This is a genomic window from Novosphingobium sp. SG751A (genome assembly GCF_013149295.1).
Classification (GTDB): domain Bacteria; phylum Pseudomonadota; class Alphaproteobacteria; order Sphingomonadales; family Sphingomonadaceae; genus Novosphingobium.
This window is the reverse complement of the sequence record NZ_JABGCB010000013.1, coordinates 16153-33423: the sequence shown is the minus strand read 5'-3', so window position 1 is coordinate 33423 and position 17271 is coordinate 16153. Positions and strand designations below refer to the sequence as shown.

General features: G+C 62.3%; 14 protein-coding genes. 8 read left to right on the top strand and 6 right to left on the bottom strand.

Annotated elements, in window-relative coordinates; all coding sequences use genetic code 11:
- Nucleotides 1-162: 162 nt before the first annotated feature.
- The 3 genes from FHW96_RS17600 (at nt 163) to FHW96_RS17590 (ending at nt 3225) form a co-directional block, all read left to right on the top strand.
- Entirely contained in the window at nt 163-1470 is a 1308-nt protein-coding gene (locus FHW96_RS17600; protein WP_172341887.1) for an amidohydrolase family protein, read from the top strand.
- A complete protein-coding gene (locus FHW96_RS17595; protein ID WP_172341886.1) occupies nt 1471-1923 on the top strand; it encodes an Lrp/AsnC family transcriptional regulator in 453 nt (150 codons plus the stop codon).
- 129 nt (nt 1924-2052) lie between these two features.
- On the top strand, nt 2053-3225 hold the full coding sequence (locus tag FHW96_RS17590; protein ID WP_172341885.1) for a monodechloroaminopyrrolnitrin synthase PrnB family protein: 1173 nt from the start codon (nt 2053-2055) through the stop codon (nt 3223-3225).
- Nucleotides 3226-3295: 70 nt separating this feature from the next.
- On the opposite strand, the gene FHW96_RS17585 is transcribed toward FHW96_RS17590, so the two are convergent.
- Together FHW96_RS17585 and FHW96_RS17580 are read right to left on the bottom strand one after the other, a co-directional pair.
- The gene (locus FHW96_RS17585; protein ID WP_172341884.1) at nt 3296-4360 is read right to left on the bottom strand and encodes a cupin domain-containing protein; all 1065 of its coding nucleotides are present in this window, start codon (nt 4358-4360) and stop codon (nt 3296-3298) included.
- 39 nt (nt 4361-4399) lie between these two features.
- On the bottom strand, nt 4400-4648 hold the full coding sequence (locus tag FHW96_RS17580) for a hypothetical protein (protein ID WP_172341883.1): 249 nt from the start codon (nt 4646-4648) through the stop codon (nt 4400-4402).
- A gap of 140 nt (nt 4649-4788) precedes the next feature.
- Between FHW96_RS17580 and FHW96_RS17575 the strand changes: the two genes are divergently transcribed.
- Entirely contained in the window at nt 4789-7176 is a 2388-nt protein-coding gene (locus tag FHW96_RS17575) for a TonB-dependent receptor (RefSeq protein WP_172341882.1), read from the top strand.
- A gap of 108 nt (nt 7177-7284) precedes the next feature.
- On the opposite strand, the gene FHW96_RS17570 is transcribed toward FHW96_RS17575, so the two are convergent.
- From FHW96_RS17570 to FHW96_RS17560, 3 genes are read right to left on the bottom strand one after another with little or no spacing between them, the layout of a single operon-like run.
- Entirely contained in the window at nt 7285-8808 is a 1524-nt protein-coding gene (locus tag FHW96_RS17570) for a M20/M25/M40 family metallo-hydrolase (RefSeq protein WP_172341881.1), read from the bottom strand.
- Nucleotides 8809-8834: 26 nt separating this feature from the next.
- Nucleotides 8835-9992, bottom strand: coding sequence for an aminotransferase class V-fold PLP-dependent enzyme (locus FHW96_RS17565; RefSeq protein ID WP_172341880.1), 1158 nt, complete (start codon nt 9990-9992; stop codon nt 8835-8837).
- A gap of 32 nt (nt 9993-10024) precedes the next feature.
- Entirely contained in the window at nt 10025-11398 is a 1374-nt protein-coding gene (locus tag FHW96_RS17560; RefSeq protein WP_253951041.1) for a sodium-dependent transporter, read from the bottom strand.
- A 138-nt stretch (nt 11399-11536) separates the two neighbouring features.
- Here FHW96_RS17560 and FHW96_RS17555 point away from each other — a divergent pair, with 138 nt between their 5' ends.
- Both FHW96_RS17555 and FHW96_RS17550 read left to right on the top strand, forming a co-directional pair.
- Entirely contained in the window at nt 11537-12004 is a 468-nt protein-coding gene (locus tag FHW96_RS17555) for a MarR family winged helix-turn-helix transcriptional regulator (protein WP_172341879.1), read from the top strand.
- Nucleotides 12004-12411 carry a VOC family protein gene (locus tag FHW96_RS17550; protein WP_253951040.1) on the top strand — a complete coding sequence of 136 codons (408 nt, stop codon included), beginning with the start codon at nt 12004-12006 and terminating at the stop codon, nt 12409-12411. The genes FHW96_RS17555 and FHW96_RS17550 overlap by 1 nt, the downstream gene beginning before the upstream one ends.
- An 11-nt stretch (nt 12412-12422) precedes the next feature.
- Here FHW96_RS17550 and FHW96_RS17545 read toward each other — a convergent pair whose 3' ends face one another.
- Complete coding sequence (locus FHW96_RS17545; protein ID WP_172341878.1) at nt 12423-13319, bottom strand: LysR family transcriptional regulator; 897 nt, start codon at nt 13317-13319, stop codon at nt 12423-12425.
- 135 nt (nt 13320-13454) lie between these two features.
- Here FHW96_RS17545 and FHW96_RS17540 point away from each other — a divergent pair, with 135 nt between their 5' ends.
- Nucleotides 13455-15797: a TonB-dependent receptor gene (locus FHW96_RS17540; protein WP_172341877.1), complete on the top strand. Its 2343-nt coding sequence runs from the start codon at nt 13455-13457 to the stop codon at nt 15795-15797.
- Between the two features lie 23 nt (nt 15798-15820).
- Nucleotides 15821-17254 carry a sulfatase gene (locus FHW96_RS17535; RefSeq protein WP_172341876.1) on the top strand — a complete coding sequence of 478 codons (1434 nt, stop codon included), beginning with the start codon at nt 15821-15823 and terminating at the stop codon, nt 17252-17254.
- The last annotated feature ends 17 nt before the right edge of the window (nt 17255-17271 follow it).

Genomic DNA, 17271 nt, shown 5'->3' with positions numbered 1-17271 from the left:
CGGATGGAGGGCGGAAAGGAGCACGGAGCAATTCGCTCTTTAACGTATGCAAAATCATATGATATAATTCATGCTGACGCAAGTTTCAGCAATAGCTTCCGATCAAAATTGCGCTATCATCACGATGAAGGCAGGCCATCGCCGCCGGGGGAAAGGGAATTTATGCGTAAACTGGCATGTCTGGCTCTGGCTGCAACGATGTTGGCCTCGGTTCCCGCCTATGCGGGCGATGTGGTGGTCCATGCCGGGCGGCTGATCGATGGGGCGGGCGATGCGGTGCGCGAGAAAGTCTCGATCGTGATCCATGATGATCGCATCACCGGGATTGAGGCAGGCTTCGTCACGCGCCCCGGCGCGGCGGTGGTCGATCTGTCGGACAAGACGGTGCTGCCCGGACTGATCGACACCCATGACCATATCACCCATGGTTTCCATCCCGGCGATCCCATTCGCAACGCCGTGACGCGCAGTGATTTTCAGCATGCCATTGATGCGACCGCCTATGCCCGTGCCACCTTGTTGGCGGGCTTTACCTCGGTGCGCGACTGCGGGGGCGAGACGGCGGTGGTCGTGGCCCTGAAGCGCGAGATTGCCGATGGGGCGGTGCCGGGGCCGCGCCTGTGGGTGGCCGGTTCCGCGCTGGGGCCGACGGGCGGGCATGGCGACGGGGCCAATGGGCTGAACCCGGACATCGCGGAAATCCCCCATATTGCCGACAATGTGATCGACGGGGCCGATGATGCGCGCCGCACTGTGCGGCGTCTGCACCGCGAAGGGGTGGATCTGATCAAGATCATGCCTTCGGGCGGGGTGATGTCGATTGGCGACAATCCCGACTGGCAATTGATGACGGATGAGGAAATCAAGGCGGTGGTGGAAACCGCTCATGCGCTGGGGATGAAGGTGGCGGCGCACGCGCATGGCAAGCAGGCGATTGACCATGCCATCACGCTGGGCGTCGATTCGATCGAGCATGGATCGTTTGGCGATGCGGGCAGCTATAAGCTCTACAAGCAATATGGCACCTATCTGGTGCCCACGATGCTGGTGGGCGACAAGGTTTATCAGCGGGCCAAGACCCATCCCGAACAGTTGAACCCCTCGACCGCCGACAAGGCTTTGCATGTCGCACCGGTGCTGCGCAAGAACCTGCATGACGCCTATCTGGCGGGGGTGAAGATCGCCTTTGGCACCGACACGTTCGGCATGTCGGCGCATGGTGAGAATGCGCAGGAATTCGCGCTGATGGTCGAGGCCGGAATGAAGCCGATGGATGCCATTCGCGCCGCCACCGGGGTTGCCGCGGACTTGCTGGGCAGCAAGGATGTGGGCCGCGTTGAGGCGGGGCGGTTTGCCGATCTGGTGGCGGTTGATGGCGATCCGTTGCAGGATGTGCGGCGGCTGGAGAAGGTGTCCTTCGTGATGAAGGGCGGGGCTGTGGTCAAGCAATCGGGCAAGAGCACGCTGTAAATGGACAAGTTCGACCGCGCCATCCTGCGCGCGCTGGAGCGCGATGCCCGCCAGTCCTTTGCCGATCTGGCCGAGGAGGTGGGCATGTCCAAGACACCTTGCTGGAACCGGGTGCAGGGGCTGGAGGCATCGGGTGCGATCCTTGGCTATCGCGCGATGGTCGAGCCGGAAGCGGTGGGGCTGACGCTGGATGCCTTTGTGCAGGTGTCGGTCAGCTTTGCCGATCATGCCGCGTTCGAGGCGGCGGCTTGCGAGCATCCCAGTGTGATTGCCTGTTATACTACGGCGGGCGATGCGGATTATCTGCTGCATGTGATGGCGCGCGATGTGGCGCATCTGGACGGATTGCTGCGCGGGCAATTGCGCCGGATGCCGGGGGTGGAGCGGTTCAAAACCACCATCGGCATGAAGCGCATCAAGCGGGCAGGGGCGGTGATGGCGGCGGTGGAATAAAGTTCTTTGTTGCTGCGTCAGGATTGTGATCTATTCTTCGGATGGGCGTTATGTCGGGAAAATAGGAACCATTTTCCAGAAGGGTTGGAATAGGATGCTACTGTTCACGCCTTGCCGGAGCTTTGCGCCATGTCCCCCGATGCCGCCCTCAACCAATGGATTCGCCACGATTTCGCCGCGATCAACACCGCGCTGGAGGAACTATATTTCGCGCAGGAGGACCCCGCGCAGGTTGAGGGCACCGGGGAGGAGTTGAAAGCCGAGCTGGTGCGCCGGGGAGAGGAATTGCTTGCTCCCTTGCTGGCCGAGGGGCGCACGCATGACGGGTTTGACAGCGCGCTCGAATTGCTGGGCGATGTGGGCATGTATCTGGGGGCGCTGCGCCGTCATGAGTTGACCAACCCGGATCGCGAGACCACCTCGCCCTTTGCCACGGCCAGCGCGCTGGCGCTGCATGTGGGCGTGTCGATCGGCATGGCGCCGCGTTTCGCCACCGCGCATCTGGCCACGCATAATCGCGCGGTGGGCGGATTGCGGCGCAGTTTTACCACGCTGCATGATGAGTTCCTGTTCATCGACGAGAACACGCGGGGCATTTTCGGCCTGCAAAGCGCGGCCTATGCACTGACCCGGCTGGTGCCGTTGGGGGCCAGCAGCCCGGTGGCCGATGTACTGTTTGCCGAGGCGGAGAGTGCGCTCAAGGGCGTGGCAGCGTGTAATGCGCGTCTGTTTGAAACGCTGGACATTGATCGGTTTTTCTATTGCGTCCGGCCCTATTACAAACCCTATCGCGTCGGGCGGCAGGTCTATCGCGGGGCTAATGCGGGCGATTTTGCAGGGATCAACGAGATTGACCTGATGCTGGGCCTGTGCCGGGCCAGCGATCCCTATTACGCGCAATTGCTGCATGAAAAGCTGCCCTATATGCTGCCTGCCGAACAATTGCGGCTGCGCGAGAGCATGAGCCGCCGCTCGATCCTCGACCAATTGCTCGACCATGTGGAACGCGACCGCGATGCGCCGTGGTTCGTGGCCAATGTGCGGGCCTTTCTGGGCGTATGCGATGCGTTTGGCGCGATTGCGGCCCAGCATCACGATCAACTTGTCAGCCGTTTCGTGGCCGGCCCCGCGCAGAAAATGGCGCCGGGCCATATGCAGGGCATCACCGCCAGCGGGCCGCCGCTGGAGGCTTTGCTGCGTTCGCTTGAGATCCTGCGCGATTTGCGTATGGCGGCCCCGCGCGGCGATATTGCCAGCCGCCATACCGATATGGCGCGTCTTCGGGCTGCCATTGCAGGGTAAAATCGCGGCGCAAAAGTGAAGGGGAGCCGTCAAGCTCCCCTTGCTCCTCCTGCGAATACCCGATTTGGGGTTATTCGTAATTGATGCCCGGATTGGTGCCCGGATGGATGAGCCCCAGCACGTCCAGCCCTTCATCGCATGTGCATTGCAGCGAATGGCGGATCTTGCGCGGGAAGAAGATCACATCGCCCGCCTTGACCGGGGCGCGGAAATCATCGTTCCAGATGACCCCGGTGCCGGAGATGATGATGAGCGCCTCCTCGTAAAGGTGGCGGTGCATTTCGGCCTTGGAGCGCGGGATATGGCCGATGAATTGCGCGGTGTTGCGCAATCCGTGACGATCGTCGAGCAGCACTTGGAAATAGCGCGGCCCCATGGCCTGGCGCGCGTCCTCGTCGATTCTGGCGATGCGTTCGGGCCATGCCTCGTCAAAATCTGCCCTCATGGCGGCCCGCTGCGACAGGCTGTTGCCGCCGGGGCATTCCGAGACATAGACGGCCAGCGGACTGAAGGCGGTCAGGCGAAAGCCCTCGCCGCGCCGGATATAGACGCCGCAGGAACCATCGAAGGAAAAGCTGCGCCCCTCGATTTCAACAACGCCTGCGCCGTGCCGCACCCACAGCACCACATCGCCCACATCCGACGCCAGCACCGGCGAGGAACCGGCGGGCAGCGTCAGATAGAATTGCGACTGAAATTGCGCGCCCGTTTCCGGCGCGACCAGCCGGGCCAGCGCATAGGCATCGCCGATCGCGGGCGGCGAAACCACATAGCAGGGCGTGTTGAGGCGGGCGAAACCATCGGCATCGGCCTCGACCAGCGTGGTGTTCTGCGGCTCTTCCTCGTCCTTATATCCGCCCGGCAGGTTCGAATGTTCGCCATCGCAGAACGGGCCGGTCTTGGTCTGCTTGCATCCGCACAGCAGCACTTCCTCGGCCTCCTTGGCCACATATTCGACGGGCTCGAACCCGGTACCCTCGTGCGAAACGCTGTCGCAAAAGGGCTGGCGCTTGGACAGGCCGCAGGCACACCATTTGATCTTCTGACCGGCGCGCAATTCGCGGTAATAGGGCTTGCGACTGGCAACATGGGCCTTGCGGACGGAACAGGTGTCGGCGGCTTTGCACTCGGTCACGGCAGGCTTCCTTGGTTGATGCGGGTGGGGGGACCGCGCCTAAAACATGAAAACGGATATATATACTGATGTAATTTGCAGCAAGCCCGAATCGCTATCGCCCCCGGCTTTCCGCCATTTTTTGATGCTGCGACGCAGCGAAGCCGCCAAAATCATGGCAAGGGGCAAAATTGCGTAGGCGATGCAAAATAGTGTCATATGCAAGTTAAGTGGCGGAATTGCGCGCCTTTGCCCGCCCCGCCAATCCTGCAAAAGCGGGCAATTTGCCAAGCTGGTAAAATGTTGCATGATCCACCAGTTGATTTCATATGATTTTGCATTCAATGATTGTGTCACATCCCGGCAAGACCCCGATTGGCGCCATACAGCACAAGCCATCTGCCAAAAGGGCCGGGCCAGACCAATCCATAGCCCATTAAGGGGGGAACATGAGACCTGCCACTTTCTCGCGTCTGACCGCTCTGCTCTGCACCTCCGCCAGCCTTCTGGCGCTTGCCCCGATGACAGCCCTTGCGCAAAGCGCCGAAGCTGCCTCGGCCCCCGGCGAAATCGTGGTCAGCGCCCAGCGCCGCAATGAATCGCTCTCCAAGGTTCCCATCAGCATCGCCGCCTTTACCGGCAAGGATCTGGAAAAGACCGGCATCACCGATGTCTCGGAACTCTCCAAAGCCACGCCCGGCTTCCACGTCAGCCCCGGCGCAACCATCGGCGGCGGCAACAATATCTCGATCCGCGGCGTTTCCACCACGCAGGGCGCGGCCACCGTCGGCATCTATATCGACGATGTGCCCACCCAAAGCCGCGCCAACAACTGGACCCAGCCGGTCAGCCCCAGCCTGTTCGACCTTGAGCGCGTCGAAGTGCTGCGCGGGCCGCAGGGCACGCTCTACGGCGCCAGCTCGGAAGGCGGCACGGTCCGCTTCATTACCACAGCGCCCAGCCTGACCACTTGGAGCGGCAAGGCTGTTGGCGAGATCAGCGCGAATGCCAATGGCGGCATCGGCTATGAAACCGGCGTTGCCATGGGCGGCCCGCTGATCGCCGACAAATTGGGCATCCGCGTTTCGGTGGACAATCGCCGCGATGGCGGCTTCATTGACCAGATGTCGCGCACGGTGGCGGGCAAGGTGTTGAACAGCAACATCAACAGCACCGACAACACCTCGGTCCGCGTGGCGCTGACCTATGCGCCCACTGACAAGCTGACGATCACGCCTTTCTTCAATTATCAGCGCCTGCACGGCAATGACAATGGTCTCATCTGGTCGGGCATCTGGCCCACCTCGGGCAAGTATCAGAGCTTTGAGCAGACCAGCACGCCCTATACTGACGAGATCAAGATCGGCAGCCTGAAGATGGCCTATAACTTCGGCGGGGCCACGCTGACGTCGATCACCTCGGGCAACTGGCGCGACCTGTCGCGCGTGGATGATTATACGCAGGTGGCCGCTTATAACATCTTTGGCGCCGGCGGCACGCGGGCCTTCATGGCCAACAACCCCAATTTCGGCTCGCCCCAGTCGACCGCGACCAAGCAGACCCTGTTCACCCAGGAAATCCGTCTGACCACCAATGACCAGACCGCGCCGGTTTACGGTACGGTGGGCGTGTTCCTTTCCACTTCCAAGCAATCGCTGCTTCAGGTCGAATGGGGCGATGCCAATGCATCCTACCCCTCGGCGGTCTATTTCCTTCAGGGCGGCAATCTGGTGCCCAGCAACGCCTTCAACTATACGGTCAACAGCGGCCCCTATTCAGCAGGCGGCATTCTGGCCAGCAAATATCAGGTGGAAATCGACCGTCAGGCCTCGGCCTTTGCCGATGCCACATGGAACGTGACGAGCAAGCTGAAGTTCAATGCGGGCGTGCGCGTGGCGCGGCAAAGCTATTCGTTCCAATATATCGGCAATGGTTATTTCCAGGGCGGAGTCCAGATCCTCCCGCTGACCTCGACCAAATCGACGCCGATCAATCCCAAGTTCAACATCTCGTGGCAGACCAACCCCAACCTGCTGCTCTATGCCACCGCGGCCAAGGGCAACCGCGCGGGCGGGGCCAACCGTCCGATCCCGGCCGCGCGCTGCGCCGCCGATATTGCCCAGAACGGCTCGATCCCCCAGACCTATGGCGATGACAGCGTGTGGAGCTTTGAAGGCGGCATGAAGGGGCGCTTTCTTGGCGGCAAATTGTCGGTTTCGGGCAGTGGCTTCTATCTTAAGTGGCACAATGTTCAGCAGAACCTGTCGCTCTCGAATTGCTCGTTCAGCTATGTCGGCAATTTCGGCGACGCCACCAGCAAGGGCTTCGACCTGTCGATTTCGGCCCGCCCGACCACATGGGCCACGATCAGCGGCAATGTCGGCTATACCAAGGCCACGCTGGACCAGAACGTGACCGGCACGGCCAATGCCACCACCGGCGTGGCCCCGGTTCTGGCAACCAAGGGCAGCGCCTTGTCCTTCGTGCCCGACTGGACGGCGGATGTGGCGTTGGACCTCAATCATGCGTTGCCGTGGTATGGGCTGAACGGCTCGCTGCGCGTCGATTATCAGTATGCGGGCCAATATACGCGCACCCCGGCGTTGGGCTCGACCCTGTATAATGCCATCAATTTTCAGGGCGATGCCTATGAACTGGTCAATCTGCGCGCTGGCGTGGCGCGGGACGCATGGACCTTCTCGGTCTTTGCCAAGAACCTGACCAATGCCTATCCCACGCTGTACAAAAGCTCGCAGTCAGGTGCGGCCAACATCTTCCTGATGACCTCGACGCTGGCGCCGCGCACGATTGGCGCCAATTTCACCTATCGCTGGTGATCGAACAGGGAAGGGGGCGTTTCGCCTCCTTCCCCCCGGCCGAAAGCGGGCAATAAAAAGGGCGAGGGGGAGATTAGCCCGCTCGCCCTTTTTTGCGATTGGTGGGCCTTACGGCTTACGCGAAATCAGCGAAACGAGGCTGTGAACGCCTTGCGCATAATTGCCCAGCCGCAGGTTTTCATTGGCGGCATGTTGATTGTCGTCCAGATTGACCAGCGGCAGGATCACCACCGGCGCCTTCAATTCCCGCACCAAAGGCTCGGTCGGCACGCCGCCGCCCATCAGCGGGATCACCACGGGATCGCCGCCGAAACTGTCTTTCAGGCCTCCGATCAGCCAGCGTCCCATCGGCTGCGCCGGATCTGTGAACAGGGCTTTGGAGAAACTCCCGCCCTTGATCGTGGCCAGCAGGGGGTAGCGTGCGCGATCCTCGGCGGTGGGCGCGCCGTCGATCAGGTGAAAGCCCATGGCCTCGGCCTGTGCGCGGATGAGGGCGAATTCATGGTCGAAACTGACACCGGGCACCGTGCGCAGATCGAGCGCCGCGCTGGCGTCTGGCGGGATGATCGAGCGGTCGAGCACGCCGCCCGACCCCGCAAACAGGCCCACCAGATTGAGCGTGGGCACCGCCATCGCCTCGCGATAATTGGGCACAAAGCCTTCGGCCTTGGCCACGCCTGCGCGTTTCAGCAGGCTCGGCTCATCATCCTCGACCGGATAGGCTTTCACCGCCGCCTTGAACGCCGGGTCGATACCATCGTAATATCCGGGCAATGTCACTTTGCCGTCAGCATCCTTGAAACTGGCGATCAGGCGGGTCAGGTTCTGTGCCGGATTGGGCACCACATTGCCGTAGTGGCCCGAATGCATCGCCTCGCTCGGGCCATAGACCTTGATGGTCAGCCCGCCCCCGCCCCGATGGCCAAAGACCACCGTGGGCTTATTGCTGGCATGCATCGGCCCATCCAGCATCACCACGACATCACCCGCCAGATCCGCCCGATTGTCGGCCACCACCTTGGCCAGCGTGGGCGGGCCGCCTTCCTCATGCGAATCCGCGATGAAGCGGATGTTGACGGCAGGCTTGTGTCCGCCGGCCTTGATCGCATCCACCGCCGCGATCAGCATCATGATCGGCGCCTTGTCATCGGCGGCGGAGCGGGCAAACAGGCGCGCGTCCGATTGCGGCCCGGCTTGGGCTGCCAGTTGGTCGAGCGGCAGCGTGGCGCAAGTGTCCATATTGGCGCAGGCGCGCAAGGTAGGCGTGAAGGGATCAGCCTGTTTCCACTCCTTGGGATTGACCGGCTGCCCGTCCATATGGGCATAGAACAGCACCGTGGGCGCCTTCGGCCCGGCCCCCGCCCATTCGCCCCACACCATCGGCGTATCGCCGTCGGGCAATTGCCGGGCCTTCCAGCCGTGGGCCTTTAGCCTGGCCTCCAGCCATGCGGCATTGGCGCGAATATCGGCGCTCGATTTGGGCGTGACATTGGGCAGGCGCAGAAATTCCACCAACTCGCCCAGTGTGGCGGCGGTGGCCTTGGTTTCGGCGGGCGTGATCGGTCCGGCGATGGCGGGGCCCGCCATCAAGGCCAGCGGGATGGCAAGAAGTGAGCGATGAAATTTCATCATTTTCAGTAATTTCCTCAAGCCAGACTTCAAGCCAATAGGGCGCGGTTGGCCAGCAGAGCATCCACAAAGCGGTCCACATCGGCAAGCGTATTGTAGAAATGGAAACCCGCGCGCAGGCGGCCATCGCGGCAGGAGGTGATCACATCGCGCTCGGCAAGGGCCGCCACTAGCGCATTATCATCGCGCGCAGCAATGGTCAGCAAAGGCCCGCGCCGCGCCGGATCGATCGGCGATCCGATGGTGATGCCCTCCTGAGCCAGACGTTCGATCGTCAGCGCGGTCAAATGCGCGATCCAGTCCCCCACGGCGGGCAAGCCCACCTCGCCCAGAACCTTCAGTCCCGCCGCGCAGGCAATCGCGCTGGGGACCGGGGGCGTGCCTGCTTCGAAGCGGCGGGCGGTGGGGCTGGGAGTGTTGGCAAAGATGTCCATCGCGTTGATGTCGGCTTGGGCGAACCAACCGCTGGTGCGCGGGGTCAGGTGGGCGGTGGCATCGGCGCTGGCATAGAGAAAGCCTGCGCCCGCTGTGCCCAGCAGATATTTGAGGAAACCGCCGACATAGAAATCGACGCCCAGATCGGCGGGGCGGATCGTCTGTGTGCCGATGATCTGATAGCCATCGAGGATAACCAGCGCGCCCAATTCATGCGCGCGGGCTACCACGGCGCGTATATCCGCATCAGGAATGCGTCCGCCATGGCGATAGCAGACATGCGAGAGCGCCACGATGGCGGTCTGCTCGTCAATGGCGCTCAGCAGCGCGTCGAGGGGGATCAGGCCGTCTTCCGCCTCGGCGATATGGACGACCTGCGCGCCCGCTTTGGCCTGCGCGTGCCAGATCTGGGCGCTGGTGGGGAAATCGAAATTGGTGACGATCACCTTGGGCCGCGCCGCATAATCGAGCGAAGAGGCCACCGCATTGATCCCCGCCGAGGCCGAGGCGGTGATCGCCACCTCATCGCCCGCAACGCCCAGCATTGCGGCCATGGCCTCACGCAGCCGCTCATTGGCCATCACCCATCCGCCCCAGTCGGCGCCGACATCTTCGCGCCGGTCGAGATAGGAATCGAAAGCCGCGCGCACCCCGCGCGCCAGCAGGCCATAGGAGCCGGAGTTGAAATAGGCGAGGCGCGGCAGCGAGGGGAATTGCTCACGCAGGGCGTCAAGATCGAAGGAAGGTGTCACGCGATAGTCTCCGAATAAGGGGGCGCGAATAATCAGCGGCTGAGCTGCGAGATCATCAGCACCAGAATGGACAGCGGCACGATCACGCAAGTGAACAGCCGCCACACTTTATGCAGCGCCGGGGGAAGGGTGGTTTCGGACGCGTTGAGGCGGCGGCGCAGCGCATAGCCGGCAAACAGCGCGATCAGCAGCGCATTGATCGGCAGGAGAAATTCGCTGATCCCATGGTCGAGCGTGTCAAAAAAGGTCTTGCCGCCAAAGCCGGGGATGAAGGCGAGGGGGTGGACATTCTTGAGCGTGCTGAACGACAGCAGCGAGGGCAGGCCCACCATCCAGATCGCCAGACCCGTGCCATAGGCCACCAGCGGGCGCGACCATTGCTTGCGCTCCAGCCAATAGGCCGCGACGGGTTCAAGCATCCCCACCGCCGTGGTGAAGGCCCCCAGCGTGATGAGCGCAAAGAACAGCGCGGCGATGAATTGCCCGCCCGGCATCGCGCCAAAGGCGACCGGCAGTGTCACGAAAATCAGGTTAGGCCCCTCCGCAGGGGTAAGCCCATGGGCCAGCACGATGGGAAAGATCGCCAGCCCCGCCAGCAGCGACACCGCCACCACCGAGCCTGCCACCACGCCCGCCGATTTGGGCACCGAAACGCCCGCAGGCAGATAGGCGGCATAAGTCATCAGCACGCCCGCGCCGATGGCGGTGGAAAACAGCGCCTGCCCCATGGCGGTCAGCAGGCTGGCAGGCGTCAGGCGCGCGAAATCGGGCGCGATCAGGAAATCGACCGCAGGCCCCAGACCCACCGTGATCGCATTATACAGCACCAGCCCGATCAGCACGGTGAACATCGCCACCATCTTGATGCGCGAGACGATCTCGATTCCGCGCTGTACGCCAAGGGCCACCACCGTGGCCGTGCCCATGATGAAGGTGAATTGCATCGCCCCCTGTCGCCATGGCGAGGCGATCAGTGTTTCGAACAGATGGTGCGAGGCATCGGCGTCGGTCCCGGCAAAACCCTGCGCGATGGCCACGCGGGTGTAATCGAGCGACCAGCCCGCCACCACGCTGTAGTAGCTTAGCCCGAAGAAGGGGACGGCCAGGCTGAGCCAGCCCACCACGCGCCAGAAGGGCGAGGCATTTTCCTCGGCCACCAGCCGCCGGACCGATCCGACCACGCTGCCCATGCCCGCTTTGCCAAGGCTCATTTCGGCAATCATCAAAGGCACGCAGAGCGCCGCGATGAACAGCATATAGACCAGCACAAAGGCCCCGCCGCCATTGGCCCCGGCCACATAGGGAAAGCGCCAGAGGCTGCCCAGCCCTATGGCTGCGGCCGCCGTTGCCAGCACAAAGCCGAGGTTGGAGGTCCACAGGTCCTTATTGTTTTGGCTGCTCATCATTGTCCCCATGGCGCTTTGCGGGGGCTGCGCCATTCATATTCATAATCATATACATTCTGAAATGAATTGTGCAATATGGAGTCACCGGATGGAAATCCTCGCCAAATTGCGTAAAGGAGCCAGGGGGGAGCCCGATTTATGAACCCTGATATGACCAATGAAATCGACGCTGATGGCAATGGATGGCTGGGAGATTTCCTGCCATATCAGATCTATCGCGTCAGCAGCCTGATGAACATCCGCCTGAGCGGGCGGTTGAAGGCCAGCGGGATCAATCTCTCGCAATGGCGCGTGCTGTCTGTTTTGCGATCTCAGGGGCAGATGTCGATGTCACAGATTGTCGACCGCACCTTGATGGAACAGCCCACCATCAGCCGGGTCATCAGCCAGTTGCATAGTGACGGCATGGTCGAGCGCGAGATTTCGCCTGAGGATTCGCGCGTGGCGCTGGTGTCGCTCAGCGAGCGGGGGCGCGAATTGTTCGATGAGATTGCAGTTTCGGCGGTGCGGCATCAGAAGATTGCGCTCGACGGGGTCAGCAAGGCCGATATTGCTGCGCTGCGCCGCGCCCTGTCGCAGATCGAGGCGAATATCAGCGAGGTTTGATGATGGATGCCCCCTCCGCCCAGCCCGAATCGCATCCCCATATCGGCGGGGCCTACACGATCTTCTACTATGACGATCTGGCGAGCGCGGCGGATTGGTACGCCAATGTGCTGGGCCTGACGCGGATGCTGTCGGCGCCGGGTCTGGAGATCTTTCGTCTGGGCGCCTCGTCCTGCGTCGCGCTGGTGGGAGCGGGATATGGCAGCCAGATGCCGGTGCACGAGGCGAACAAGGGCGTGATCCTATCGCTGGAAACCGAGGATCTTGAAGGCTGGCACGCGCGCCTGTTCCGCATGGGCGTGGCGGGTGTGGGCGAAGGGCTTCAGACCGGGGTGGATGGGCGCACGCTGGAATTCAAGGTGCGCGATCCGGGCGGCTATTGCGTTGAATTTTTCGAATGGATCTGATGCGCTCGGCGTCAATCGCCTGACGATGCGGTCAGACCCACAGCCGCCGTGGTGAAGAACTGGCGCAGGGCCAGCGCGTGATCGGGCCGCAGATGGGGCGAAAGATAGAGCCTCGTTTGCCAGGTGCCCAGATTTTGCACCCGCTCCAGCAGGCCCGCAGGCGCCAGCGAGGTGACGATGCTGGTCAGCACCACCAGCGCGCCGCCCCCCTCGGCGGCCATGCGGATGCCCACATCGTGAAAGGGATAGTGCCCCGCGATGCGGAAATGAACCCCGGCATGGCGCAAATATCGGATCTGCGCCGCCGCATCGGGATGCTCGCTGTTGGGCAGCAGCAGGTCGATCGGCAGTGCCGGATTGGCCCTGATCCGCGCCGCGATTGTCGGGCAGGCGAAGAGGGCCATTTCGGTTTGCGCCAGCAGATCGGAATGCGGCAATTCGTCCGCCGCCTTCACATTGAGCAGGGCGCCCTGAACCTTGTCGGCAAGAATGGCCTGCTTGAGCCAGCGGCGGGCCTTGGGCAGGACCAGATTGAGGTTGATATCCGGGTGCCGCCTCAGAAAATCCGGCAGCGCCGGGCGCAGGGCATCCTCCAGCAAATGCGGCCCGGTGTGAATGGTGATGCTGGTGGGGTGGGGCGCGGCCGGGGCCAGCCTTTGCCCCAACGCCAGGCCTTGTCGGACAAACAGGATCGCAGCCTCGCGAAATTCCTCGCCCTCGGGCAGCAGCTGGATCGCTGCACCCCGGCGGCGGCGAAACAGCGCCCCGCCTAATTGTTCTTCGAGCAGGCAGATCTGATGGCTGATCGCCGCCTCGGAAATGCCCAGCGCATCTGAGGCCCGGCGAAAGCCTTCCGCTTCGCAGACCTTCAGGAATATTTCGATCTGGCGGATGGTGAAGCGGAACATGCGCGCCAGCCTAACCGATAAGTTCTGCCTTGTCACTTATGACAAGGCCAGCCCCCTTTGCATGGGCGCGGCGGCCCGCCCTAGGTTCCGCCTAACGCACCGGCGCCAAGCCGGGCGAGCAGGGGGGAGAGGACAATGCGCAAATCTGTAAGAATGCATCATGCCCTATTGACATCGGGCGCGCTGATGATGGCGCAGGCCCATGGCGCGATGGCGCAGGAGGCCCAAAAACCCGAGGCGACCATCGGGGAAATCGTGGTCACAGCCCAGTTCCAGTCGCAGAAATTGCAGGACACGCCGCTGGCGATCACCGCCATCAACGCCTCGGGGCTGGAGGCGCGCTCGATCAGCCAGATTGCCGACATCAGCAACAGCGCGCCGGGCGTGCTGCTCAAGCCCTCCGCCGCCGCTTTTGGCCCTGCCGTCACGGTCTTCGTGCGCGGTCTGGGGCAAAGCGACAGCAGCATCGCGATGGAGCCGGGCGTGGGCATGTATGTCGATGATGTTTATTATGGCTCGCTGTTCGGCGCCAATTTCGACCTGCTCGATCTGGAGCGGGTGGAGATCCTGCGCGGGCCGCAAGGGACGCTGGCGGGCAAGAATTCCATCGGCGGGGCGGTCAAACTCTACAGCCGCAAGCCCGACGGGCGCGGCGCGAATTACCTTGAGGCCAGCTATGGCTCGCGCAATCTGCTCAGCTTTCGCGGCGGCGGCGATTTCACCATTGTGCCGGACAAGCTCTATGCCCGCGCCTCAGGCGTCTATACGCGGCAGGACGGCTATGTGACGCGGTATGATTATGGCTGCCTCCATCCGTCATCGGGGGTTCCGGCCGCGGGCATTTCCACCAATTGCGTGCTGGGCCGCGAAGGCGGCAAGAATTACGGGGGCGGGCGACTGGCTCTGCGCTATACGCCCAATCCGCAATGGACAGTGGATCTGTCCGCCACGGTCATCAAGGACAATTCCGAGGTCGCGCCCACGGTTCTGCTGGCCGCGAACAGCACTGCGGCGGCCTATTTCGCGCCCTATGATCCAGCGCTTTTTGTCGTGCCCGTCGGGGCCAATTACAATTATGCCACCTATGCCACACCCGCCTTTACCGATCCGGCCATCTATAATGGCAAAGTGGGCGCGGGCAGCCATCCCGCGATCAGCGTGCCTGCTCATAATGACCTGCTGCAAAGCTCTTTCAACGGCACGATCACCTGGCATCCGGGCGAGCATCTGACCCTGACCTCGATCACCGGCTACAGCCGCAACAACATCGGCTATGGCATCGACGGCGACGCCAGCCCGATCACCACGCAAACCGCGCTCTATCAGGCCCGCAGCCGCCAGTTCAGTCAGGAATTGCGCCTGAACGGCCGGGCGTTGGGCGCCTTGCTCGACTGGACCGTGGGGGGCTATTATTACCGGGCGGACAATAATTTTGCCGGCTCGAACATCCTCTATCCCGGCAAGCCGTTCGAAAACCTCAACGCGCCCGACGATGATGCGGTTTCCATCAACAAGAGCCTCTTTGGTCAGGCGATCCTGCATCCGCTTTCCGGCCTGAACCTGACTGGCGGCATCCGCTATACCGGGGATTCCAAGGATTACACCTATCGTCGGTATAACCCGTTCCTGCCCGGCGTGCCGACCTTTACGGCGGCGGGCGTACTGACCGGGGTGCAGAGCCATTACCGGGCGAACAAACTCGATTACCGGGTCAATCTGGACTATCGCTGGAACGACCAGTTGATGACCTATGCGCAGGTCTCAACCGGTTTTCGCGGCGGCGGCACCAACCCCCGGCCTTTCGTGCCTGAACAGGCGGTGCCCTTCTATCCCGAAACCATCACCGCCTATGAGGTTGGGTTCAAAAGCGATCTGTGGTCGCGGCGGTTGCGGGTCAATGGCTCGCTGTTCCTCAACGATTATGCGAACATCATCTTTGCCAATACCGCCCCCACAGCGAACAGCGCTCTCAACGCCACGCCCACCAATGTCGGATCGGCCCAGTATAAGGGCGCCGAACTGGAAGTGACGGCGCGGCCCGTGGGCGGCATGCTGATCGATGCCAGCGTGAGCTATCTGCATTTCCGCCTGACTTCCATCAGCGTGGCGGGTGTGGTCATTCAGGGCGTGACGCTGGCCAATGCCGCGCCCTTTGCCCCCGCGTGGAAGGCCTCGATCGGCGCGCAATATGGGCTGGAAACGAGGATCGGTACCCTCACTCCGCGCGTGGATTACAGCTATCAGTCGTCCTATTTTACCGCCATCGCCAACAATCCCGAAGGGCAGGTAGGGGCCTATGGCGTGGCCAATGCCCGGCTGACCTTCGATTCTCCGGCCAAGGACTGGCGCCTGTCGCTGGCGGTGCGCAATCTGTTCGATGCGACCTATTACAACAATAAATTCTTCAATCTGGGCATGACCCTTGCCCAACCCGCGCCGCCGCGCGAAGTGTCGGTGACGCTGCGCCGCAATTTCTGATCATTCCTTTAAGGACACATTCCATGGCTTCGTTATCGCGACGTTCGCTGATTGCCGGATCGACGGCTATGATGGGGGCGGGCCTGATGCCTGAACTGGCCGGAGCCGCCACGGGCAAGGGACAGCGCCCACCCAATATCCTGTTCATTCTGGCCGATGACATGGGTTTTGCGGATCTCAGTTGCTATGGTCGGCGCGATTATGCCACCCCGGCGCTCGACGCACTGGCCGCGCAAGGGGTGCGCTTTACGCAGGCCTATGCCAATGCGGCGGTCTGTTCGGCCACGCGCACGGCGCTCATCACCGGACGTTACCAGAATCGACTGCCGGTGGGGCTGGAGGAACCTTTGGGGCAGCGCCCGCTCGGCCTGCCCGCCAGCCATCCCACGCTGCCTTCACTGTTGCGCAAGGCGGGCTATGGCACGATGCTGATCGGCAAGTGGCATCTGGGCGCGCTGCCTGATTATGGGCCTCAGCAAAGCGGCTATGACCATTTCTGGGGCTTTCGCGGCGGCGGTCTGGATTATTTCACACACAAGGCTTTCGGTAAGGCGGACCTGTGGGATGATGCGCGCCAGATCGACCAGCAGGGCTATCTGACCGACCTGCTGGGCGCCAAGGCACGCGAGGTGATTACGGACTATGCGCGGCAGGACAAGCCCTTCTTCCTATCGCTGCATTTCAACGCGCCGCATTGGCCGTGGGAAGGGCCGGAGGACGTAGCCGAAGCGCGCCGTCTGGACGAGAGCGGCAAGCCTATGGCCATGTTCCATTTCGACGGGGGCAGCGCGAAGATTTACGCGCAGATGGTCACGCGGATGGATTATCAGATCGCGTTAACCCTCAAGCGCCTGAAGGAACTGGGCATGGAGGAGAATACGATTGCCGTCTTCACCAGCGACAATGGCGGCGAACGTTTTTCCGACACCGGCCCCTTCACCGGGCGTAAGACCGAACTGCTGGAAGGCGGCCTTCGCGTGCCCGCCATCGTCCGCTGGCCCGCTGTGGCGCGGGCGGGCGCGGTCAGCGCGCAGCCGATCATGACGATGGACTGGCTGCCCACCTTGCTGGCGGCGGCCGGGGCTGCGCCCGATCCGACGTTCCCCTCCGACGGCGAAAATCTGCTGTCCGCCCTGCGCCGCCCCGATCAGGCGCATGAGCGCAGTTTCTCATGGCGCTATCTCAATCTCAATCAGGAAGCCTGTCGCAAGGGTGACTGGAAATATCTGAAAATACTGAACAATACTTTCCTGTTCAACGTGGTGGACGATCCGCAGGAACGCGCAAACCTGAAGGATCGGATGCCGGAAAAATTCCACGAAATGCAGGCGGAGTGGCAGCGGTGGAACGCGCAGATGCTCCCCCTCGATTATGACGCGGGGACCAGCGGCTTTACCGGCGCGCAATTGCCCGATCATTTCGGCATCGAAAAGGCCCAGACATTTGCCCGGCCCTAATCGTACGGACACCTGAG